The organism is Microcoleus vaginatus HSN003 (assembly GCF_022701255.1).
Taxonomy (GTDB): Bacteria; Cyanobacteriota; Cyanobacteriia; order Cyanobacteriales; family Microcoleaceae; genus Microcoleus; species Microcoleus vaginatus_B.
In genome coordinates this window covers 4,559,761-4,582,877 of sequence record NZ_CP031705.1, presented here as the reverse complement: position 1 = coordinate 4,582,877, position 23,117 = coordinate 4,559,761, and the positions used below count along the sequence as shown (strand labels likewise).

The following is a 23,117-nucleotide window of genomic DNA, read 5'->3' as shown; positions in this document are numbered from 1 at the left end:
AACCTCGCAAAATCGGAGAAGACTGAGATGTTAACTCCGAGGTAAGTAAGGGAATTAAAAATCCTTTACCACCGTAGAGCGTACCGGGTGAACCTTCTTTTTTGAAGAACATAATCCTGGCAAGAGTGCGGGGCATTTACAACTCCCGTAAATGAAAAAGTACGCCGAGCTACAGGTAAAATGGAATCTGTAGAACTAGAGGATAAAAAGCCTTTAGGGTAACAAAACTGGAAATCATCGGCTCTAATTTCCACTGTAATTTGGCGGAGGTCCACCTCAATCAAATTGATCCTTACAACTTCAAAGAACAGGAGGAAGCTTTCAGGGCTGCGGCTCTATCTGTCGCGGTACTTCTCAATCACAAATTTCTTGAACCCCGCTATCAATACAGCCGCGAACTAGACCCGATTGTCGGCGTATCTTTCACGGGATTGTTCGATTTCTTCGTTCATGCTTTTGGCGTTGAGTGGCTGCGCTGGTGGGTGGAAGGCCGCCCGCAAACTCCGCAAGGAATCGCTTTTAAACAGCGGGAAGAAGAGTATTTGAGTGGTTGGCGCGAGATTGTCAATCGGGTAGTATGGGATTATTGCGATCGCCATTCCTTAAAACGCCCAAATCGCTGCACAACGGTTCAACCATCGGGTACTAAATCTCTGCTGACAGGTGCTTCTCCCGGCTGGCATCCACCGAAAGCCCAGCGTTTCATTCGCCGAATCACTTTCGGCAAAAACGACCCCGTAGCCCTCGCCTGCATCGACTACGGATACAATGTGATTCCGTCTCAATCTGACAAAGATGAAAACGGCAATTTGCTGAACAATCCCTTCGACGAACGCTGCACGGAATGGCTGGTAGAAATACCCGTTGCGGTAAGTTGGGCTGATTTACCCGGTGCTGATGAAATTGACATTAACAAATTCTCAGCGGCGGCACAAATGGACTTTTATATGCAGGTGCAAAAGTTCTATGTCCGCCATAACACTTCGGCCACGATTGAACTGCGCGAAAATGAAGTTGAAAGTTTGGGCACTCGGATTTATGAAGCCATTCGCGATGATGAAGGCTACATTTCCGCAGCGCTTTTGGCTAGGTTTGATGCTCTTGAAACTTTCCCGCGTCTACCCTTTGAACCGGTGAGCAAGGAAATTTACACCAAGATGGTGGAAGAGACTGTAGGGCGCCGCCAAATAGATGTTTTTCATGCGGCACTAAGTCGCTATGACTTAGGTGAAATGATGGATTCGGGGCCGGCGGGCTGCGATTCCGATAAGTGTTTGATGCCGGAGACTAAATAGATTTAGCGATCGGCTTAAGTATCAGAAATCCCCTGGCTTTGGGGATTTCTTTTTTTTGAGTTGCACAAAAATGCACGACCAAGAAGTCGGGGCTCTAATACCCGGATGACCTACTTATAGCAACCGCCAAGGCGGTTAAGCTATAGACTGGAAGTAGACCTTAATCTGGCGCAGGCTGTGCTCTTATAGAAACCCATGCCCAAACCCTACAGTTACGATCTCCGGCAAAAAGTGATCCAAGCCATCAAGCTTGATGGCTTAAAGATTAGTGAAGCCAGTGTTCTATTCGGTATTAGTCGTGACACGATTCGATTATGGTTGAAGCGGGAACGCGAGACAGGGGACTTTCAAGCACTGCCGAATAAACCACCTGGGAATGGGCATAAAATTACTGACTGGGGAAAATTTACCAAATTTGTCGAGGTTAATGGAGATAAAACTCAAGTAGAGATGGCTCAACTATGGTCGGAAGAAATTAGCGATCGTACTATATCAAGAGCTTTAAAGAAAATCGGGTTCACTCGCAAAAAAAAACTTATGGTTATCAAGAGCGAAATGAAATAAAACGAGCTGAATTTAGAGAAGAGATAGTCGTGTATAAACCCGAAGAAATAGTGTATATAGATGAAGCAGGGATGGACAATAGAGAAAATTATAGCTATGGATGGAATGAAAGAGGTCAGCGGTTTTACGATCTCAAAAGTGGGAGGAGGCAAGGGCGGATTAATATGATTGCTGGCTTTTGTAATGGGCAGTTATTGGCTCCCTTTACTGTTGAGGGTTCTTGTAATCGAACGGTCTTTGAAACTTGGTTAGAAGCTTGTTTAATACCGACGCTCAAACCCGGGCAAATACTAATTGTAGATAATGCCACTTTTCATAAAGGTGGAAATATTATTCAATTAATTGAAGCAGCCGGGTGTCAGTTAAAATACTTACCCTCTTATTCTCCCGATCTTAACAAAATTGAGCGATGTTGGTCATGGTTAAAGAGTCGAATTCGTAAACAACTAACTCAATACGGCTGTCTGAGAGATGCAATGGAAGCTGTGCTTCGCACAGCGGCTTAACCGCCTTGGCGGTTGCTATATTTGAAAATATCTTTCCGCTTCTGCAACAGCAAAGTTGCGGTAAAATAAACGGCTGCGTGCAAACCTAAAATTCTCCAATTCAAAGCCAAGTTTTGCCAAGTCGGTTCGTAGACTGCACTCTTCTCGAATAACTGCGGTAAGATTGTGCGATCGGGCTTCCCCGATCGCACTTTTCTCAACCGTTTATGTAATAATCCCGCGTTCCCTTCGCATTCATAGCTTCTCCGAGTCTATTTAACCCGTACACGTAAGCAGCAGTTCTCATGGAAACTGACAATTCCTGAGATTTTTTCCAAATTGCCTCAGTTTCTTCTACCATTTTATGCTTCAACCGCTGGTTGACTTCCTCCAGCGTCCAATAAAGCCCGCTGCGGTTTTGCACCCACTCAAAATAACTAACCGTTACGCCTCCGGCATTGACTAAAATATCAGGGATTACTTGAATTCCCCTCGCTTCTAAAACCAAATCAGCAGCAGAATCAATCGGCCCGTTAGCTACTTCAAAAATAAACTTAGCCTTAACATCATTAACATTGGCTTCAGTTATTTGATTCTCCAAAGCTGCTGGCACCAGCACGTCTACATCTAATGCTAAGAGTTGCTCATTTGTCAAGATTTCGTGTTCGATAATATTGCAAACAGAACCTTCACAGTAAAGAGCTTTGATACCTTTGTTAGAGTTTTTAAAGCCTCGAATACTCGGGATATCCAGACCTTGTTTAGCATAAATTCCCCCTTGGGAATCGCTGACAGCAACAACTTTGTAACCTGCTTTCCAGAGCAGTTCTGCTATTTCTGCACCGGCATTACCAAAACCTTGTACTGCTACAGTTGTATCTTGAGGATTTAGCTCAAATTTGGGTAGAAGAGTTTGTACTACAAAAAAAGCACCCATTGCTGTTGCGGTATCTCTGCCCAAACTGCCGCCAATTGTCACGGGTTTACCAGTCACAACCGCTGGAGAAAGCTGCCGCTTAATAATATTGTATTGATCCATCATCCAACCCATAATCATGGGATTGGTGTACACATCCGGCGCTGGAATATCAACATCGGGGCCGATAAAATCTGCGATCGCATCGACATAGCCCCGGCTCAACCGTTCCAATTCCAGTTTGGACAATTCCTTGGGATTGAGAGTAATTCCGCCCTTGGCTCCTCCAAAAGGCAAGTTCAAAACTGCACATTTAAAAGTCATCCAAAATGCTAAGGATTGCACTTCATCAAGGGATACTTCCGGATGATAGCGCACTCCTCCTTTAGACGGGCCTCTGGTATTGTCGTAGCGCACCCGATAACCTTGAAAAATTCGCAGGGAACCGTCGTCCATCCGCACGGGAATCGATACAATTAAACTGGATTTGGGGTGTTTCAGCCGTTCAATAGTATCCTCGGAAAGCGACACATATTTTAAGGCTCGTTCTAATCGGCGGCTGGCATCGGCAAATAATGAATCAGACATAAGAAGTTAGTTGACTGTTGAGTGTTGTTAATTGACTGTTGTCAGAGAGAAGAAGGCTTCGGGTGCTTAAGCTAATTTAATCACAATCCTGGTTGAATGCTGCCTCCTTTCTTCTGACAACAGTCAACAGTTAACAGTCAACTGCCTGGTGTCGATCGACAATCTCGGAGTGCCAAGCAGCGATTAAGCAGATACACTTACAATAGAAGGTGATATTTAACCTCAAGCCGCACTTTGAGTTCGATCGCTCAAATCACAGCCAGTCATCAGGGGAATTAAATTCTGAAATAGATCGAGGCTTTAGCTGACGTTAGAAACTGAATTATTATTATGGTTGGACTCCTAGCCGCACTCTCTGCGTCTGCGGCAGGGGGTATGAGAATTGCCCTGCCCCTGCTGTTAATTGGTTTGTTGCGGATTGACAAACTTTGGTCGGAAATACCTCTATTGTCGGGGGTTCCCCCCCAGGTGGCTATCACCATCTTGGTGAGTTGGTCGCTGTTAGAGTTATTTGCTTCTAAAACCTTTGTAGGACAGCGGGTACTGCAAGTTGTGCAAATTATTTTCAGCCCCATTGTAGGAGCAATTATGGGAATTTCGATCGCTCAAGTAAGTTCGATCGACGAAATTATTGCTCACCCTTGGATGCTGTGGATAATTGGTATTGTCGGAGGTTTGTTGGCCTTAGTGCTGCAACTGGTACAAGCAGGATGGTTTTATCGGCTGCGGGGTTTGCCAATTTGGGTGATTTTCCTCCAAGATGTTCTGTGCATTTCCTTGGTTTTGTTTGCCTTTGACGCACCGCGGCAGGGAGGGTTAGTTGCGATGATGCTGCTGTGGCTGGCAATTCGCAGTTCTAAAGAGTGGTATCGCTGGTACAGAAGTCAGGGAATACCGGGCGATAGGGGAAATCCCCGCCGCCGCAAGCGCGATCCTGATTAATTAGTGATTAGTTATTGGTGATTAGTCATATTGTTTGCGGTTGTTTCGGAATTATTTAACCGCAGAGACCGCAGAGGAAGAGAAGAGAGAGATGAATAATTCCGATACCAACCGATTTGATATCATTAGTCATTTGTAACAACAGTCAACAGTCAACAGTCAACTGTCAACTGTCAACAGTCAACAGTCAACTGTCAACTGTCAACTGTCAACTGTCAATTTAAAGCAATCCGATCGAATGTAGCGGGCCCTGACCCGTAATTAACTCCAGCAATAGTGCCACAAAACCAATCATCGCCACACGACCATTCCAGACTTCCGCCCCCGTGGTCAAACCCCACTCCCACTGCTCTTGAGGGTACATTTTCACTTTCTTGGAAGGGCGTATAACATCAGAGAATTTAACGTTGGGAGATTCGATCGACTCGATGACTAAATCGGCCAAGGCTTCAATAAACACCGGATGAGTATTCAGTGCCGGCACTCGGTAGAAATTTTTAATCCCTGATTCTTCTGCTAATTCTCGATACTCCATGTCAATTTCTTGCAGAGTCTCGATGTGTTCGGAAACAAAACTAATCGGAACTACCAACAAATCTTGGACTCCATTTTCTGCCAATTCGGTAATCGCGTCTTCGGTGTAAGGCTTGAGCCATTCCACCGGGCCAACCCGACTTTGATAAGCTAGAGTGTGTTCGTTCGATCGGTTCAAATGTTCCATAATCAGACGAGTGCCATCTTCAATCTCGCGCTGGTAGGGGTCTCCAGCCTCTTCTACATAGCTGAGGGGGACGCCGTGGGCGCTGAAAAAGATGTGAACTCGATCGGGTTCAGGATTGTGGTCTAGTTCTTGGGCTATCAGTTCCGACATTGCCTGAATGTAGCCTGGCCGCTTATACCAAGAAGGAATCGCGGTATATTCGATATCCTTGAGGGCTGGATCTTTGCCCCACATTTCTTCTAGCTGCCGGAAGCTAGAACCGCTGGTGCTGATGGAAAATTGAGGATACAGCGGCAAGATTGTCAAATGTTCGATGCGATCGCGCTTAATTTTGGCGATCGCCTCTTCGGTAAAAGGATGCCAGTAGCGCATCCCCACGTATACTCGAGCATCTTGTCCCTTGGACTGCAAGACTTCTTGCAGCGAAGCCGCTTGTTCCTCGGTAATCCGCCGCAAAGGAGAGCCGCCCCCGATTTGGCGGTAGTTTTCCTGGGATTTTTGAAAGCGCAGGGTCGAAATCAACCAGGCGAGCGGTTTTTGCATCCAGGGAAACGGAATGCGAATGATTTCCGGGTCAGCAAACAAGTTGAACAGGAAAGGACGGACATCCTCGATTTGATCTGGCCCGCCCAAGTTTAATAGCAATACTCCCACACGACCCATAGCGGTTACAGCTCTCCCAATATCTCAGTTCTGTTACTTATCTTTATCATATAAGTTAATAATATCTTAAGTCGATAGCAAGGTATACATAATTTTAACTATGGGAACAATTTTTAGAGATTTAAGTTATCGGTATCAGTGACTGTACGATGCGATCGCGCGTCTTGCTGCTTTGAGCGTAGGCGGCGATGCTCGTTTGGGCCAACTAGCCGTGCAAAATTTGACCGTCAGCGCGGAAACTAAAGTTTTAGACCGTTGCTGCGGTAGCGGTCAAACTAGGCAATTTCTGGTGCAATATTCCCAGGATATCACAGGGCTTGACGCTTCGCCGCGATCGCTCGAACGGGCCAGGAAAAATTTACTATCAGCCAATTATGTAGAGGCTTTTGCTGAGTCGATGCCTTTTCCCGACTGTCAGTTTGACAGGAGTACACAGCAGCGTTGCGATGCACGAAATGCGATCGGCGCAATTGCGACAAATCTTTCACGAAGTATACTGCGTGTTCAAGCCCGGTTGTCTATTCATTTTGGTAGATTTTCCTCGGCATACAAATCCGGTATTTTGGCCAGGGTTGGCTGTATTTTGGTGGTTGTCTGAGAATGAAACTGCTTGGAAGCTGAGCGAAACTGACTTGGGGAGTTGGTTTGCCGAGGTGGGATTGCGATCGTACAATTCAGAATGAACTCAACAACCAAAACTTTATGCTGGCGGCAGCATTCAAGTAATCCAAGTTCAAAAGTCATTAGTCAAAAGTCATTAGTAGACAAGATTGCCTTTCCTTGCAAACAATCTGTAAAAGCATCTGCGTTTATCGGCCGTTTCCCTATCAATCAAAAAAATCTGCAATAAGTCTACTAATGACTAATGACTAATCACTAATAACTAATAACTAAACAAACTTTTTCGCTTCTGCCAAAGCCGCCTCAAACTTGAGCAATACATCCTTTTCTGTGTGAATAGCTTTCTCTTGTTCCAGCAGCGGACGGCCAAAGCGAAAAATGCCGTCTTGTTCTACGTGGTCTACATAAGGCAGCGTTTCTGGATGCGGCAAAAACTTTCTGCCTATTGTGTACGGCGTGTGGAAAGAAAAACTAAAATCGGGAAACTTGTCGCTCTTGATTTCCAGGTAGTAAAGCGAGTAATAATCTTTGGTTTCGCAGTACACACATTCGCGGCACTTATTTACAAGTTTGCGGTTCTGATAGAAAAAGTCCCACTTGTCCCAATAGTAGGCATCTTTCATCATTTCCTGGTGGTCGTCGCACAGTTCGAGATATAATTTGTCAGCATCCGCCGGACGGTAGAAGTAAAGCATGGCGTAGGGCATTTCAATCAGTAACTTGACTGCTTGATTTTTTCGCTGATACCATTCCTGCTGGTGAGTTTCGTAGATTTCCTTATATTTATTAATTGCTTTAAAGCTGTTGAGCTGATTTTCTTTTGCCCAGCGCGACGCCCAAACTGTCCAGTAAGCTAGCTGGAAGGTTGCTGAAATTTCCGCCGAACCTTGTTCTTTCCAGTCGGCAATGATTTTTTCCCACTCGGAACTAAAAGCTACTCGGGATTGTTCGTTTTCTGCGGGGTTTTCTGTATTGATTGGGGTGGGTATTTGGGGATTATTTTTAATTAGTCCTTTGGGTTCTTTGCGCCAATTATTAATATCGGTTGGCGTTAGACTTAAGATGAATCTTCTGTCGTGAACGGGATATTCTAAATGGATTCCTGATTTGCGGAAAGAGCGGTATTCTAGAACAGGAAGTTTGTCTTGTTCAATCCACTGCTGGCGTTCTGCAGGCGAACACTTGAGTATTGTTTCTAATTCTACCGGATCGACGGCTAATTCACTTTTGAATGTCTCCCAAAATCTTTCTTGTTCGGCTGGATTTGCTTCCACCAGGGAGACAATTCGGTTGACGAGTTGATCTGTTTTGTCTTGGCAATTTTCGGGAAGTCCTAAGAAGTCGAGGAGTTTGGTCTTGAGTATTCGTCTGGCAGAGATTAGCTCGGCTAACATGAGAAGCTCCAGTAGAGTCATGACTTGCGCCCTTGAACTGGCAAGATTTGCACAAGTCTTATATATCTTAATAGATTCTCCTGGGTTGTTGGCAATTGAAATGTCTGCGCCAGCGAAGCTATCCCGATCGCGCCTGCGGGCCCGTTGCGGTAGGGAATCGCCCACCAGCAGCCTCCTCCCTAAGCTAAAATACTCAAAGCTAGACCAAAAGCCCGATCGACCTTTGGCCCTTTTTGGCTAAAATCGATAATTGCGATCGCGCACCCACAAACTCACAGGCACAGCATGGCCTGTTTTGTCAACCTTTACTTCTACCAAAAATGATTGTCGCTGGTTCCTTTGAGCTTCGCTAATCTCCTGATTGACTTTTTCCCTTTCATCCTCTGGCATATAATAAGTTTCTAAGCCGTATTCCATCTGCCAACCGTTATATTTGCCCTTAATTGCGATTTGATTGGCTGGCAAATTAGTGGGATTTTCCAGACTGACGCGGACGGGTTTCCAAGCTTGGGGGCGGCCGGGATTAGTGGCGGCTTTTGGCGCTTCTAAGATTACATAAAAACTGGTTTTTGCCTTGACAGTGTTCGTATTTTGTGGACAAACAACTCCGGCCGAACAATATATTTTTTCCTTAGGCAAATCTTTCCAGCCGGGGAGTTTTTGGAGATTTGTGCTAGCAGAAATATCATAGCTCAAAACTTGGTAATATCCGCGCAAAAAGTCGTAAGGGTCTACTGGTGCTGTTTGCAGGACAACTGTTTTGCCAGTAATAAAAGTGTAAACGGCGGTGGCAGGTACGGCGGCAATTAGTCCGATTTGCAAGAGCAAAGGAATCCACAGCCGCCACGCAGGAAGGCGTTTTGCTTCCGGGGGAAGCTGAAACACATTTGTTGTATCTGGATTTTCAACTAATAAGTCAATGTTGTTTGTGTTCATATTAGGTATGGGTTATATTGTTTACGGTTGTTTCGGAATGATTAAACCACAGAGACCGCAGAGGGCGCTGAGTTAGAGAAGAGAGAGATGAATATTTTCTATTCAGCGGGGATTTTTGCGAAGTGGCGCTCGAACCACAAACCCGCAGCAATTACGCCAATTCCGCACAAAACAAATACAAAAGATTTGAGCAACAATCCTGTGTTATATTCAAATACTCGGCTGATAATTTGCAGGGTGATTAATACCATGCCTCCCCAAAAAGTCTGGCGGTTGCCTAATGCTAAACCTTCTCGGATTAAGCCGACAGCGAGCAGAAATGATAAAACATTGAACAGAAAAGTCGCTAATTGAGGAATGGGAGTAAAATTGAGGTGAAAAAGCGGTATTAAGGCGCTGGCGAGGATTAAAATGCCGATCGCACTTGTAGTCAAATCCACTGCTTTTTGTTTTGGCCGCCGCAGTTCCAAACGTCCCAAGCGCAGCCATTCAAACACCGTGAAACCGCCCAACACAGCCACATTTGCCAGCAAAACCCAATCGGGCTCCGTTTGGCCAGGATTCGGCGAATCTTGCCACAACCAGTGGAAAGAAAGAAAATAAAACAAACTGGCGAGAAACAGCAGTGCTAAACTGCGGGCCGTAGGTTGAAACAGCCTGCTGTGTACCTTCGGCCAGATTGCATCGTCGTATCCCCACAGCAAAGCGGGCGGTAAAGCACAAAAAATTGCTGTACCCCAGGTTGGATTTAACCCTTGGACAATAGAAACTTGTAGGGAGAAAATTATCGCGATCGCACCTAGGGCAAAAATAGCACGCGATCGACACCAATAAGCCAGCGGCACAAACATTATACTGGCTGCGATCGGCATTTGCCGCACCAAAACTTCCAGCCAAGAAAACTCGACTTTGGAAGACCAATCTAACACGGCCAGCCAATAGCCTAAACCGACTAAAAGTGCGGACAAAACGCCCAAGGAAGTCAACCGCAAACTGTAAGCCATTCCGAGCACGCCGATTCCCCAAGTGAGGTAAAGTCCGTAGGAAGAACCGCCAATGTGAAACATTTGTGCCATCAAAGCCATATTGGCTCCTAAAATCAGAGATCCTAACAGCAACAATCCTTCACCTAGGAGTTTGTTTCGCCCTATTGTTAGGGGAATATTGAGATTGGAGTTTTTGTTTCGGGATGGGGGAATGCGCCACAGATAGAAACCTGCTGCATTGACTGCTACGAAAAGACTTAGCAGCAGCGCAACTCTCACTTCTCGCGACCAAACTTGCCAGTTTGCGGCTACAAAGGTGATGACTCCTATACCGAGGAGAATGCCGCCGAGACTGATGAGAATGCTGAGGAAACGGTTGCGGGAGGCGGTTTCGAGTGTGTTGAATTGGTAGCGTTCCGAAAGTTGTTGGTAGAATGAAGTATCGATGAGTCCTTCTGCTTGCCAGAGTTTGGCTTGTTCCCGCAACTCGCGTCGAAATTTATCTGAAATCATTTTTAATATTCCAGAGGATTTGAACTGTGATAGTTATTAATATGTCACTTGTGGGTTGATTGTCGATGGAGGCTGGGACACCTGCTGAACTTGCACAGCAGATTTGATTGATATCTTTCGGCGGTTGAAACCGTTTCTATATAAACAAACTCCCAGCAGCAAGGGACGAATAAATTAAGGAAGGTAATTTTATGGTACAAGCTGAATCTAAAAAATTAACTTTTGACGAGTACCTTAATTACTCAAATGATACGGATCAACGCTATGAGTTAATTGATGGGGAATTAATCGCTTTGCCGCCAGAATCTGAACCTAATAATTTCATTGCTAACTATCTATTTTTCTATGTGGCTAGCAGCGGGCTAGTGCCACTTAGACTGATTAAAACGCATAATTGCGAGGTTCAAGTTGCTGTTTTGCGATCGGGAGATGCCGCCAACCGCTACCCGGATTTGATAATTCTGGAACTTGAACACATTCCCCTGACAGCAAACAGGCTAACTATCACTTTCGATATGTTGCCTCCTCGGTTTGTTGTGGAGGTAGTCAGTCGGGGTAGAGTGGGCAGGGATCGGGATTACGAGCGCAAACGAGCTCAGTACGCAGCGCGGGGCATTGCAGAGTATTGGGCGATCGATCCAATTGAACAAGTTGTGACGGTTTTGCGGCTTCAGGATGGGCAATATGTTGAGGTTGGGGTGTTTCGGGATGGGGAGGCGATCGTATCTCCGATGTTTCCACAGCTAAGTTTGACGGTTCAACAGATTTTGAGTGGAGAGGTTTAATGGCGGATCAATAGCTAATTGGTTAGCATTCATCTAACCACCTACCGATTAGTGAAAATCTCCACCCTCAACCTGATTGAGGCCATGTTTCAATCCCTGATAGGGATTTAGGTTGATTGCAACCTGTAAGTTTGGCTAACAGTCACACCATTTTTAGATAGTGACGTGAGAATATCACCAACCTTACTTTGCTAAATAAATATAGGCTGGGAAAAACCTATTTCCCAGCCTAGAGCCTGAACCCATTGGAGTTACATCAGGATAGGCAAATTACCTGATTTCGTAGTCAGGTAGTGATCCTGACATATACTTATGAATCTTGTTTTCTCGAATCTCGTAAGTCGGCTGGGAACCAGTCGTAAACTCGTGAATGTGGTTACCGCGAATTTCAAACACAGCCTGCGATCCTGACATGAATTTGTGAATTCTGTTTCCACGAATCTCGTATTCAGCTTGTGATCCACTCGCAAATTTATAGATACGCTTGCCATCGAATCTGTTATCGTAGTTACTCGTCATAAATCATTTCCCCCCCATTAGAACTTGTAACCCTTGCTGCTACATCAGGATATCAAATTTTCCCGCCTAGAACGTGGAAGTGGTGTGGCTCGGTTGCCTTACGGAATAGCGAAACGTAAGACATAACTGTAAGACAGGATTAGTTGCTGGGCAGTTAATACCATTGCCATAAACGGACATCAGTGCTGCTTTGAGGAAAAAAGCACTATTTTTATAAACGGATAGGCAGGGAAACTCAAATTTTCCAAACTAGAAATTATAAACGTTGAGCTGACTAATCTTGGATTTGCTGAGAAAAGTTTCATAATGTTTGTTGAGAGCGTTCTGATTTGGTGTTGTTTTTTGATCTTGAGGTAAAGTCAATTTTCGATCAGCCAAACCTTGGTAACACGTGCCAACGAGTTCAGGGGCAATTACCACTTCCTTGGTATCAGGTCGAATTGACAGTAGATGCAAATCGAACAAAGTATGTATGTCAGCTCTGAGTGGTAAACCATTTGTTAAATGATTGGTGTGAGTACCTTGATAGGGGATTATATGTGCTGCTTCGATAGTTGACTCTACATCACAATCAGTTATTGGACATCGACCCCCGTAAGCAATTAACAACTTACGTCGAAATTCAGCCTGTCCCTGTCGCTGCACAATAGAAGCAGTTATCCGTCGTTTGGCATCTTGAAGAGTTTCAGCGTCAAAATCTCCCTCAGATTCAATTTTTTGGTGCTTAGCATCTAGCTCAGGTAGGGCTAAATTGCTGGTGTGGAAGTAAGAGTCGCGAATAGTTCGCAAATCACCACAACCTCCATAATCTTGACCGTGCCCCAGAACTTTCGGGAGCATCGACATCGGATTACCTCGCAAATTTAGTTTTTTCAAATTCTTCATACTACTAATCGCCTCTGGGATTTTAGTAATTTGATCGTTAGGGAGGAACAGCTTTTTCAAATTGGACAGTCGCCCGATCACCTCTGGAATTTGAGTAATTTTATTCTGGCTGAGGTTAAGCTTTTCCAGATTGGACAGTTGCCCAATTGATTCCGGGATGGAGGTAATCTGATTTTCATGGAGGAAAAGATTTTTTAGATTGGACAGTTGCCCAATTGATTCCGGAAGGGAGATAATTTGATTGTTAGGGAGGAACAGCTTTTTCAAATTGGACAGTCGCCCGATCACCTCTGGAATTTGAGTAATTTTATTCTGGCTGAGGTTAAGCACTTCCAGAGTGGACAGTTGCCCAATCGCTTCCGGGATGGAGGTAATCTGATTCTTATAGAGGGAAAGAATTTTTAGATTGGACAGTTGCCCAATTGATTCCGGGAGGAAGGTAATCTGATTTTCATGGAGGATCAGCTTTTTCAAATTGGACAGTCGCCCGATCACCTCTGGAATTTGAGTAATTTTATTCTGGCTGAGGTTAAGCACTTCCAGAGTGGACAGTTGCCCAATCGCTTCCGGGATGGAGGTAATCTGATTCTTATAGAGGGAAAGAATTTTTAGATTGGACAGTTGCCCAATTGATTCCGGGAGGAAGGTAATCTGGTTTTCATGAAGGAAAAGATTTTTTAGATTGGACAGTTGCCCAATTGATTCCGGAAGGGAGATAATTTGATTTTCAGGGAGTAAAAGACTTCTCAAATTACGCAGTTGCCCCAGCGTTTCTGGGATGGAGGTAATTTGATTCTTATAGAGGTCAAGGTGTTCCAAATTCGACAGTTGCCCCAGCGTTTCTGGGATGGAGGTAATCTGATTTTTACTAAGGACAAGCCCTGTCAGATTGGATAGTTGCCCCAACCACTTTGGAATGGAGGTAATCTGATTTCCCTCAAGGCTAAGCCATTCCAGATTCGGCAGTTGCCCGAGCCACTCGGGAATGGAAGTAATCTGATTGCAACTGAGGTTAAGCTTTTCCAGATTTATACACTTGGCAATTTCCGGTGGCGCTTCTTCCAACTGCAACCCTGATAAATCTAGTCTACTAAATTTTTGATTGGCAGCCCGCTCAATTCGTTGCACTACTTCCTCTCGGGTCATGTCGTGTACCTCTCAGTAACATTTATTTTATTGTGACAAAAATTTAGCTTGTTGGAAAAAACAGGTTTATCCCCGTTTAAAACTTGCAACCGCGAAAGCTCTATCAGAATAATCTAATTTCCCCGCCTAGTGCCTACAAGCCTTATCGGTACGTCATGAAAAAAACTAGATTTAGAACTTGATACCGCTACAATTACCCAACAGATACTAATTCTGATGCAGCTACCCAAGCAATACCAATTATTTCATCATCATATTTATAATCTTTTAAACATTGCCAAAGATGTTTAAAAAATTTATCAACATCTGTTACATAATCTAAATACTTATAAACTTCTTCACCTAAAAATTTAGAACTATCTATAATCGGTTTCTGAATATCGGTTAGAGAATAGTGTTCCCTAAAAATTTTGCTAATAGATTCTGATATTGAACGTTTATATTTAAATTGTTCATGAGGATCTTGTGGAAGCAGTATTTTATGGACTATTTCTAAAAAAATATCATAAATTTTTTTAACATCAGAGGTAGTATCTGAATTTTTTAGAGTATCCCGAATAATCATTTGATTTAAACTACGCTTACAAGTATTTTCACACCAGTCTTTCAAATCTTTTCTTTTATCTTGCCAAATTAAATCACGAACAGAGGCTTTATTCATAGTCATAATTTTTTGTCTCCTAAATAACTTTTATTTTTTAATCATATCCTATTTCACATCAACACTAGATGTCAAGACCTCAAAATTTAGAACCTCTCGCAGCCTAGACGAAAAAAAAAAGCTATACCGCCACCGTTCTGACTGTGGTAAGGTGCGACCGTGCAAGCGCTGCAACCGCTCCGACCGCTCCGACCCTTTCGATATTTCCCCACCACCTAAAGCTAGTAACCTTTAGAGCTACCTCAACTTATTGACATAAATCGACTATAGGTTATAATCACCTCAATATCTCATATTAATTAATTTAAGCTTTGAGAAATTGTACAACTACCTTTAGTGTTAAATAAATGGAAAAAAATATTAAATTAACTTTATTAGATAACGGCATAGATTATATTTATACAGCAGTAAAACCTATGTTGAAGAAAACTTCCCAATCTAAGGATTCATGGAAATATTCTGTTCTGCACCTGTATGCGGGAATTCAATTATTACTAAAAGAAAGACTCAAACAAGAACATTGGAGTTTAATATTTCAAAAAACAGAGGAAGCAACCCCCGAAAAACTTGTAACTGGGGATTTTAGTAGCGTGTATTATGATGAGTTAATTAAAAGACTAAAAAAAATTATTCCAAACTTTAATTTTAATGAGGAACCTATAAAGAATCTTAAATCTTTGAGAAATAAAATTGAACATTTTGAAGTTAATATAGCATTAAGTGAATGTCAATATACCGTAGCGTTAGCCTTAGACGAAATTATAAAATTTTGGGAAAGCGATTTAAAAGTTAACAGTACAGTTAAACAACAACAAAAGTTTCAAAAAATAAAATCAATTGCCACTGAGTTTAAAGCTTATAGAAAACAAAGATTAGATAAGTTTAAAAAAGAAATAGATAGTATTGAGACGAGTGAAAGCGGATTGAGAGTATTATGTCCTGACTGTTCATCATTAAGCTTTGTCGTATTTAAAAATGATATAAAAGAATGCCAATGCTTTGTTTGTGATAAAAAATATAATAAACATGATTACTTACAAAAAATAAGAGGATTTGAAAGAGATGAAGACTACGACCCAATTTGCTCAGCCTGCCAAAAAGAAACAAGGATAAAATATTTGATTAAAGATGGAGTAACTTTATATTGCTGTTTAAAATGTCTTAAATATGAACTGATAGACCTTGAATTTGAAGAAAATTTTAGGCAACTTAAATGGATAGATATTATTACCATGCAAAAACACAACTATACAATTGATGAATTTTATGAGATTCAACTAGACAAACAAAGACAGATGTATTTAGGAAAAGAATAAAAAAGTGTGGTGTTGTGACGTGGGACTGTGACGCAAAAAAGCTAGACCGTCACCGCTCCGACGGCTCCGACCGTAACAAAGTGCGACCGTGCGACGGCTCCGACCTTGCCAGCCTGTGCAGTCGTGCAGCCGTACAGCCGCTCCGACCTTGCTACCTTGCCAGCGCTCCGACCGTGCAGCCGTGGTTAGAGTGCGATTGTGGCAGTGTCAGCCGTGCCAGCTATCCAATCACCCCAAAACCCCTCACAAAGCCATAGATACTGCATTTTGAACCCTTGCCAGCGCTGGGAGTGCGAGTGCAGCCGTCCGATCGCCCTGTTGAATCTGGCAATTTGAAGGGGTAACGACAGCCGAAAAAAATTACTCCCTCAAAAAAACACCTACCCACAGGCGCAAATTTTATCCATCAACCCGATTCAAATTCCAGTCGTAAGGCAAAAAAACGATCGCCCATCCATCGCCCACAGCCGCCTCCGGCCCCAAATAACCGCCCACATAATCAGCCACCGAACCCGCCGCCTTCACAAAATCCTCGCCGTACCACTTAAAAATCTTGCTCAAATAAAGCGTCTTTTTCTGGGCATCATATCGCACCTTATCAGGATTGTGAATAAAACGGCTGGCATCCGCTTCTAGTTGAGTCCGTACCGACTCCGGGAAATAAGCCCCGCGACGCAGCAGCGGGCACCCGACAGAAGCGCAAACTAATGCAAAATGGATGCGCGGTTCCGCAAATTCCGGCCGCAAAATTGCGTGTTCGATTTGATTGAGACTGTACTTTTTGCCGCCAATAATCACATTTGAACGAGTGAAAAAATCCAAAAAACTCAGCCAGTTGGGAATTCCCAAAACTTTGGGACGGATCGACGCGATCGGATATACTTCGAGAACTTGAGAAATTGCGATCGCATTGTACGCATTCAGCCACAACGCCAGCCGCGCATCCGCATCAGTAAAATCCGCCAAATCCACATCGGCCAAACTTTCCAGCCACGCCCTCAAAACCTCTGCCCCCTCAGCTTTCCAGCCCCGATAATTGACCCGGCCCAAATCGTCAACGTAGCGTTGCAGCAACTCGTCCCAAATCCTAAAGTCGATCGTAGCGCTCATTTATTACTATCCATAATATAAGGCGGGCATTGCTTTAACTTCTGCTTCTATTTAATACTACCGTCAACCGAAATAACACCTGCAACGGTAGTATTTTTTAGATTAACCCCGTCAAACGGGCTCTGGATTAAATTAACTTGAGTCAAATTAGCGCCTTGTAAATTAGCTGGCCACAAAGAAGCGCCGCTCAAATTTGCCCCCGATAAATTAGCTTCCCTAAAATTTACTTCTCTCAAATCTGCCCCTGGCAAATTCGCATTTGCTAAACTCGCGTACCGCAGGGAATGCCGATAAAATCCCCGCCCGGACACTGGTTACTTTACCACAACTAATTGACTTGCTGCGGCTTAGGTGCAATCACCGGTGTAGCCAACCAGAAAATCATTCCCCATGAAACTGCTCCCAAAGTTACAGATTTCCTGCTCTTTACATTCTACAATCTTAAAAGATTCTTAATTTCAATTTCAACGGGGATCGGTTTCTTCCGGCACAACACCAATCCCACTTTGAGCTGCAATTTTTTTAATTCCCCTTACCTTCCTAACACACTATGAGCGATCGAACCGACTTTTTCGATAAACTGTTAGCGGCTGTTGAAACCAATCAAAGTTTGCTGTATTTAGCCCTCGATCCAGACCCGGAAACCTTGCCCCCGCAGGTTTCTATGACTGGGGAGGAAACTCAAAGTTTTGTAACTGATTTGTTTGCAAAGGTAAAAAGTGCGATCGACGAAACAGCCGATTTAATCTGTGCCTGCAAAATCACCCTCGGTTTTTACCAATCTCTCGGTATTCCCGGTTGGGCATTGCTGCAAGAAATTTTAAACATTATTCCCCCTCACCTGCCAGTAATTTTAGATGCCAAACACTGCGATTTAAATACCAGCACAGTATTTGCCAAAATTGTATTTCAAGACTGGCAAGTTGACGCTATTACCTTAAGTCCCTATGCCGGATTCGACCAAGTAGCGCCTTTTTTGTTATACGCTGGAAAAACTGTTTTTGTACTCTGTGCCACCGCCAACCCCTCAGCCGAGGCTGTGCAAGAATACCCGACGCCAAAAAATCCTTTGTACTTGCAATTAGTCCGACTCTCTCAAACTTGGGGAACTCCCGAAAAAGTCGGTTTAGAAGTAGGAGTAATGCCGGATATGTTGGCGCGCATCCGCCAAGCTGCTCCTGAACGCCTAATTTTAGTCGAAGGAGACATCGCTGAAGAAAATGACCTCACAGAAGAAAATGACCTCGCACAACTGCTGGCGGCCGGTTTAAGCAAGAATGGTGAAGGTTTATTGCTGCCCGTCCCCCCGAGTTTATTAGCGGGGAAAGAGCCGCGCCGAGAAATTGAGAAATTGCGGGATAATATTAATCAACAGAGGCTGCGGGCGATCGAAGGTAGTCCCACTTGCGAACTGTGGCTGCCGGATGTTTGCTTTTTGCAACCGGAACCTCACCGCGATTTAATCTTGCAACTTTATGACATCGGCTGCGTAGTTTTTGGCGACCACGTACAAGCATCGGGAGCCGTATTTCCATATTACATCGACTTGCGGAAAATTATCTCAATTCCCCAGATTTTCCACCAAATTGTCAGCGCTTATGCAGACATTCTCAAGGATTTAAAATTCGATCGCATTGCCGGAATTCCCTACGGTTCTTTACCCACCGCAACCGGTTTAGCATTGCGGATGGAACGCCCGATGATTTTCCCGCGTAAGGAGGTGAAAACTTACGGTGCTGGCAAATTGATTGAGGGGCATTTTCAGGCAGGAGAAACGATTGTCGTAGTCGATGATATTTTGATTAGTGGCAAAAGCGTGATGGAAGGCGCGGGCAAGTTAAAATCGGCTGGGTTGAATGTGGAAGATATTGTAGTATTGATCGACCACGAACAGGGAGTTAAAGATAAATTGCAGGCTAATGGTTATCGCGCACATTCTGTGTTAGCGCTTTCGGAAATTGCTCAAACTTTGTATCAAGCAAATCGCATCGATACCGAGCAATTTCAGCTTTTGACAGCGGAACATTAAAATTTCTAGTTACCAGGCTCTGCCTGGTAATTAATATCCGGAGGCTCTGCCTCCAAAATTCTGTCTCGTTTGCCTTGTTTTAATGGAGGCAGAGCCTCCTCAAATGCGTTACCAGGCAGAGCCTGGGAACGAGTAAGAATTAATTGTCTCGTTTTCTAGTTACCAGGCTCTGCCTGGTAATTAATATCCGGAGGCTCTGCCTCCAAAATTCTGTCTCCTTTGCCTTGTTTTAGTGGAGGCAGAGCCTCCTGAAATGCGTTACCAGGCAGAGCCTGGGAACGAGTAAGAATTAATTGTCTCGTTTTCTAGTTACCAGGCTCTGCCTGGTAATTAATACCCGGAGGCTCTGCCTCCAAATTTATGTCTCGTTTGCTTTGTTTTAATGGAGGCAGAGCCTCCTGAAAGGCGTTACCAGGCAGAGCCTGGGAACGAGTAAAGGTAAATAAATCAACCTTGCAAAACTTCAATTAAAGCATCGCCCATTGCCCGACAGCCAACGAGTTTCATGCCTTCCGACATGATATCACCAGTGCGATAACCTCGATCCAAAACTTCGACAACTGCTTGCTCAATTTTATTAGCAGCTTCCGGTTGATTTAAGGCGTAGCGCAGCATCATTGCCGCACTCAAAACTTGGGCGATGGGATTTGCTTTATCTTGTCCAGCGATGTCAGGTGCGGAACCATGCACGGGTTCAAAAACCCCCGGCCCGCTTGCTCCCAAACTAGCAGAAGGCAGCATCCCAATACTACCAGTTAGCATTGCCGCCGCATCGGAAAGAATGTCGCCGAATAAATTGCCGGTGACAATTGTATCGAACTGTTTGGGCCAGCGAATTAACTGCATGGCTGCGTTGTCAACATAGAGGTGAGAAAGTTCGACATCAGGGTATTCTGAAGAAAGGGCAATAATACGATCGCGCCACAGTTGCGAAACATCCAAAACATTCGCTTTATCAACGGAACACAGCCTTTTCCCGCGCTTCCTGGCCGTCTCAAAAGCCACTCGCCCGATTCTGTCAATTTCCGACTCGGTGTAAGCCATCGTATTAACACCGCGTTTTTCGCCTGTTTCCGTCTCAAAAATGCCTTTCGGTTTGCCAAAATAAATACCGCCTGTGAGTTCGCGGATGACCATAATATCCACGCCTTCGACAACTTCCCGTTTCAAACTAGAAGCATCAACCAATTGCGGTAAAATAGTCGCCGGACGCAAATTTGCAAACAATCCCAATCCGGCGCGCAGTCCTAATAATCCAGTTTCCGGGCGCTGTTCGCGGGGCAAATTATCCCACTTGTAACCGCCAATTGCTGCTAACAATACTGCATCGCAGTTGCGGCATTTTTCCAGTGTTTCTTCTGGCAGCGGATGGCCTGTTGCGTCAATAGCAGCACCGCCCATTAAAGCTTCTTGAAATTCAAAGCCGATGTCCAATTGTTGACCGACAAGTTTCAGGACATCTACCGCCACAGCGATAATTTCAGGGCCGATGCCGTCTCCTGGTAAAAGAGTGATGCGGTAGTTTTGAGTCATATCGATTTTGGAGTTTTGATTTGAGATTTGAGATTGAGAGTTAATGGGAATTCTTTGAAAATGCAAGACATTCTCACAAGGTTATAATCATATCAGGATAAGCAACCTCAGAATTCATTATGACATTCCCGACTTACCCGCCTGCTCAAGCTGAACCGCCTTTAGACCCCCGGCAGAGTTTGCCAACAATGTATGATTTACCTAGCGAAGATCCAAAGGAGCCCGGTTTGCCAGATACATTTCATTTAGATCAGCCGCAACTCTTGGAATTCACGTTTTTGCCGCCGGGATGGGATGCGGAACAAGTCTTTACAGCCAGTGACCTAAATTTGTATTACGATGCAACACAACCGCGCTGGCATAAACGCCCGGATTGGTTTGCTGCGGTGGGTGTGCCAAGGCTTTATCAAGGGCGCGATATGCGTTTGAGTTATGTAGTTTGGCAAGAACGGGTAAATCCGTTTGTGGTGGTGGAATTGCTATCGCCGGGCACTGAAGATGAAGATTTAGGGCGGACTGTTCAGCAAGCTGGGGAACCGCCGACTAAGTGGCAAGTTTATGAACAAATTTTGCGGATTCCTTACTATTTTATTTTCAGTCGCTACACGGATGAATTGCGAGCTTTTCATCTTGTAGGAGGCCACTATGAACCTGCAGAATTAATTGATGGGCGGTTATTTATTCCTGAGTTGCAGTTGAGTTTAGGTTGGTGGCAAGGCACTTATAAGAGTATGAATCGGTTGTGGTTGCGGTGGTTTACGGCCCAAGGAGGGTTGATTTTGAGTCCGGGTGAAAGAGCAACGGCGGCGGAACGGCAACTGATAGAATCTCAACAGCAAGTAATTGAAGCTCAACAGCAACTCACAGAATCTCAACAGCAACTGACAGAATCTCAACAGCGAGAGGAAAGACTAGCGGCGCGGTTGCGGGAACTAGGCATCGATCCTGAACAGTTGGTTTAATAGTTCTCGCACCCAGGCCTGGTGAAACCCGGTTTCTTCCTTCTATTTCTCGTGACTCGTCCCAAAACTCGTAGAAACCGGGTTTCTAGCCCCCATGCGTAATTCTTGCTTGAGTGTTCCAAAAGCACGCGCGGCGCAGCTATCCCGTAGGGAATCGTCCATAACCCCTTTTCAACTCCTCGAATCCGCGCAACACGAGTGAAATAAGATAAAAACAGTTCGATCGCACGCACGTACAAAAACATCGGCAAGGAGTCGCGCAGTGGCAGAGGGCGAAGGCATACCAACATCAGCACAGATTGATTCTCGGGACTATTCTTGGGCCTTTTGGCCGGTCGTCCCCCTCTATCCCTACAGCAAGCGGCGCACCATCCGCAAGGAAATAGTCAAGGACACAATCTGGACTTTTGACCAGCTACAAGGCATTTTTTACGTTGTCGTCCCGATTCGGATGACAGTAATTAAACTAGAACCCGAAGGCCTTCTCGTCTACGCCCCCGTTGCACCGACTCCTGAGTGCATCCGCTTGGTAAAAGAGTTAGTAGCAGAGCACGGCGAGGTTAAGTACATCCTGCTGACAACGGTTTCGGGGATCGAGCACAAAGTTTTTGTCGGCCCCTTTGCGAGGTGTTTTCCCGAAGCGCAGGTGTTGGTCGCCCCGCAGCAGTGGAGTTTCCCCATGAATTTGCCGCTGAGTTGGCTGGGTTTTCCCGCGAAACGCACCTCTGTACTGCCCCTAGACAGCAGCAACACGCCCTTAGCCGATCAATTTGACTGGGCAATTCTCGGCCCCCTCGACCTCGGTTTGGGCAGATTTGCAGAAGTTGCGTTATTTCACAGGCGATCGCGCACGCTGATGTTAACAGATTCCGTGGTTTCGATTCCCGAAAATCCGCCCGCGATCGTCCAACTCGACTCGTACCCACTGCTATTTCACGCCAAAGACACCGCCTTGGACACGGTGGCAGACACCCACGAAAATCGGCGCAAAGGGTGGCAGAGAATCGCCTTATTTGCCATGTATTTTACGCCTAGCGTGCTGGAAGTGCCGCGGTGGTCGGAGGTATTTGCCAGGGCACTAGAAGCGCCAGAACGCTCTAGGAAAGCTTATTTCGGGTTGTACCCGTTCCAGTGGAAAACACATTGGGAGCGATCGTTTGAGGCTTTGCGGGGAGGAGGGCGGTTGTTTGTCGCGCCGATTTTGCAGACACTGATTCTCAACCGCGCGCCGAGGGAAACTCTTGATTGGGTGGATAAAGTGGCGAGTTGGGACTTTCAAAAGATTGTACCTTGTCACTTCGATGGTGCGATCGACTCCCGGCCGCGTGAATTTCGGCAAGCATTCTCGTTTCTGGAAAAACACTCGCCTGTTAATTCTTTACCCGAAGACGATTTTAAATTGCTCAGGCAGATTGATGCCGGTTTGAATAAAACAGGTTTAGTACCGCCTGCGAAAGACAAGGTTTAATCTTACATCTTGCACCATTTTGAAGAACAGGCAAGATGCCTGTTCCACAATAAAATTGAGTTGTGTGGAACGGGCATCT

At 44.8% G+C, this 23,117-nt stretch carries 20 protein-coding genes; 9 read left to right on the top strand and 11 right to left on the bottom strand.

Annotation, left to right across the window (positions count from 1 at the left end; genetic code table 11):
- Positions 1–260 precede the first annotated feature (260 nt).
- The gene (nrdJ, locus tag D0A37_RS19840) at positions 261–1,295 is read left to right on the top strand and encodes a ribonucleoside-triphosphate reductase, adenosylcobalamin-dependent (protein WP_242716886.1); all 1,035 of its coding nucleotides are present in this window, start codon (positions 261–263) and stop codon (positions 1,293–1,295) included.
- Positions 1,296–1,490: 195 nt separating this feature from the next.
- A protein-coding gene (locus D0A37_RS19835) for an IS630 family transposase (RefSeq protein WP_242716884.1) occupies positions 1,491–2,365 on the top strand; the annotation gives its coding sequence in 2 pieces (ribosomal slippage) (positions 1,491–1,820 and positions 1,823–2,365; 873 coding nt in all).
- Here D0A37_RS19835 and D0A37_RS19830 read toward each other — a convergent pair.
- Both D0A37_RS19830 and D0A37_RS19825 read right to left on the bottom strand, forming a co-directional pair.
- The gene (locus D0A37_RS19830) at positions 2,362–2,556 is read right to left on the bottom strand and encodes a hypothetical protein (protein WP_445242420.1); all 195 of its coding nucleotides are present in this window, start codon (positions 2,554–2,556) and stop codon (positions 2,362–2,364) included. The two genes, D0A37_RS19835 and D0A37_RS19830, sit on opposite strands and share 4 nt — an antisense overlap.
- Positions 2,557–2,561: 5 nt before the next feature.
- A complete protein-coding gene (locus D0A37_RS19825; protein ID WP_242716882.1) occupies positions 2,562–3,848 on the bottom strand; it encodes a Glu/Leu/Phe/Val family dehydrogenase in 1,287 nt (428 codons plus the stop codon).
- 330 nt (positions 3,849–4,178) lie between these two features.
- On the opposite strand from D0A37_RS19825, the gene D0A37_RS19820 reads away from it, so the two are divergent.
- Positions 4,179–4,790 (top strand): DUF4126 domain-containing protein, encoded by a 612-nt coding sequence (locus D0A37_RS19820; protein WP_242716880.1) that lies wholly within the window; start codon positions 4,179–4,181, stop codon positions 4,788–4,790.
- 220 nt (positions 4,791–5,010) lie between these two features.
- On the opposite strand, the gene hemH is transcribed toward D0A37_RS19820, so the two are convergent.
- Positions 5,011–6,174 (bottom strand): ferrochelatase, encoded by a 1,164-nt coding sequence (gene hemH / locus D0A37_RS19815; protein ID WP_242716878.1) that lies wholly within the window; start codon positions 6,172–6,174, stop codon positions 5,011–5,013.
- Positions 6,175–6,346: 172 nt separating this feature from the next.
- On the opposite strand from hemH, the gene D0A37_RS19810 reads away from it, so the two are divergent.
- Positions 6,347–6,772: a class I SAM-dependent methyltransferase gene (locus D0A37_RS19810; protein WP_445242419.1), complete on the top strand. Its 426-nt coding sequence runs from the start codon at positions 6,347–6,349 to the stop codon at positions 6,770–6,772.
- 292 nt (positions 6,773–7,064) lie between these two features.
- On the opposite strand, the gene D0A37_RS19805 is transcribed toward D0A37_RS19810, so the two are convergent.
- The 3 genes from D0A37_RS19805 to D0A37_RS19795 all read right to left on the bottom strand — a co-directional run bounded on the left by D0A37_RS19805 (position 7,065) and on the right by D0A37_RS19795 (position 10,624).
- Positions 7,065–8,354 (bottom strand): hypothetical protein, encoded by a 1,290-nt coding sequence (locus D0A37_RS19805; RefSeq protein ID WP_242716877.1) that lies wholly within the window; start codon positions 8,352–8,354, stop codon positions 7,065–7,067.
- Between the two features lie 72 nt (positions 8,355–8,426).
- Complete coding sequence (locus tag D0A37_RS19800; protein ID WP_242716875.1) at positions 8,427–9,125, bottom strand: GDYXXLXY domain-containing protein; 699 nt, start codon at positions 9,123–9,125, stop codon at positions 8,427–8,429.
- Positions 9,126–9,223: 98 nt separating this feature from the next.
- The gene (locus tag D0A37_RS19795) at positions 9,224–10,624 is read right to left on the bottom strand and encodes a DUF2157 domain-containing protein (RefSeq protein ID WP_242716874.1); all 1,401 of its coding nucleotides are present in this window, start codon (positions 10,622–10,624) and stop codon (positions 9,224–9,226) included.
- A gap of 191 nt (positions 10,625–10,815) precedes the next feature.
- Between D0A37_RS19795 and D0A37_RS19790 the strand changes: the two genes are divergently transcribed.
- On the top strand, positions 10,816–11,409 hold the full coding sequence (locus tag D0A37_RS19790) for a Uma2 family endonuclease (protein ID WP_242716873.1): 594 nt from the start codon (positions 10,816–10,818) through the stop codon (positions 11,407–11,409).
- 768 nt (positions 11,410–12,177) lie between these two features.
- On the opposite strand, the gene D0A37_RS19785 is transcribed toward D0A37_RS19790, so the two are convergent.
- Together D0A37_RS19785 and D0A37_RS19780 are read right to left on the bottom strand one after the other, a co-directional pair.
- Positions 12,178–13,959, bottom strand: coding sequence for a leucine-rich repeat domain-containing protein (locus D0A37_RS19785; RefSeq protein ID WP_242716872.1), 1,782 nt, complete (start codon positions 13,957–13,959; stop codon positions 12,178–12,180).
- Positions 13,960–14,152: 193 nt separating this feature from the next.
- Positions 14,153–14,626, bottom strand: a complete 474-nt coding sequence (locus tag D0A37_RS19780; RefSeq protein WP_242716871.1) for a hypothetical protein — start codon at positions 14,624–14,626, stop codon at positions 14,153–14,155.
- 341 nt (positions 14,627–14,967) lie between these two features.
- On the opposite strand from D0A37_RS19780, the gene D0A37_RS19775 reads away from it, so the two are divergent.
- Positions 14,968–15,936 (top strand): hypothetical protein, encoded by a 969-nt coding sequence (locus D0A37_RS19775; RefSeq protein ID WP_242716869.1) that lies wholly within the window; start codon positions 14,968–14,970, stop codon positions 15,934–15,936.
- Positions 15,937–16,335: 399 nt separating this feature from the next.
- On the opposite strand, the gene D0A37_RS19770 is transcribed toward D0A37_RS19775, so the two are convergent.
- Both D0A37_RS19770 and D0A37_RS19765 read right to left on the bottom strand, forming a co-directional pair.
- Positions 16,336–17,046: a DUF547 domain-containing protein gene (locus D0A37_RS19770; protein ID WP_242716867.1), complete on the bottom strand. Its 711-nt coding sequence runs from the start codon at positions 17,044–17,046 to the stop codon at positions 16,336–16,338.
- Between the two features lie 47 nt (positions 17,047–17,093).
- Positions 17,094–17,357, bottom strand: coding sequence for a pentapeptide repeat-containing protein (locus D0A37_RS19765; RefSeq protein ID WP_242716865.1), 264 nt, complete (start codon positions 17,355–17,357; stop codon positions 17,094–17,096).
- 239 nt (positions 17,358–17,596) lie between these two features.
- Between D0A37_RS19765 and D0A37_RS19760 the strand changes: the two genes are divergently transcribed.
- Positions 17,597–19,075: a bifunctional orotidine-5'-phosphate decarboxylase/orotate phosphoribosyltransferase gene (locus tag D0A37_RS19760; RefSeq protein WP_242716863.1), complete on the top strand. Its 1,479-nt coding sequence runs from the start codon at positions 17,597–17,599 to the stop codon at positions 19,073–19,075.
- Positions 19,076–19,522: 447 nt separating this feature from the next.
- Here D0A37_RS19760 and leuB read toward each other — a convergent pair whose 3' ends face one another.
- Complete coding sequence (gene leuB / locus D0A37_RS19755; protein WP_242716861.1) at positions 19,523–20,608, bottom strand: 3-isopropylmalate dehydrogenase; 1,086 nt, start codon at positions 20,606–20,608, stop codon at positions 19,523–19,525.
- Positions 20,609–20,727: 119 nt separating this feature from the next.
- On the opposite strand from leuB, the gene D0A37_RS19750 reads away from it, so the two are divergent.
- Both D0A37_RS19750 and D0A37_RS19745 read left to right on the top strand, forming a co-directional pair.
- Entirely contained in the window at positions 20,728–21,570 is an 843-nt protein-coding gene (locus D0A37_RS19750) for a Uma2 family endonuclease (RefSeq protein WP_242716859.1), read from the top strand.
- Positions 21,571–21,832: 262 nt separating this feature from the next.
- The gene (locus D0A37_RS19745) at positions 21,833–23,038 is read left to right on the top strand and encodes a DUF4336 domain-containing protein (RefSeq protein ID WP_242716857.1); all 1,206 of its coding nucleotides are present in this window, start codon (positions 21,833–21,835) and stop codon (positions 23,036–23,038) included.
- The last annotated feature ends 79 nt before the right edge of the window (positions 23,039–23,117 follow it).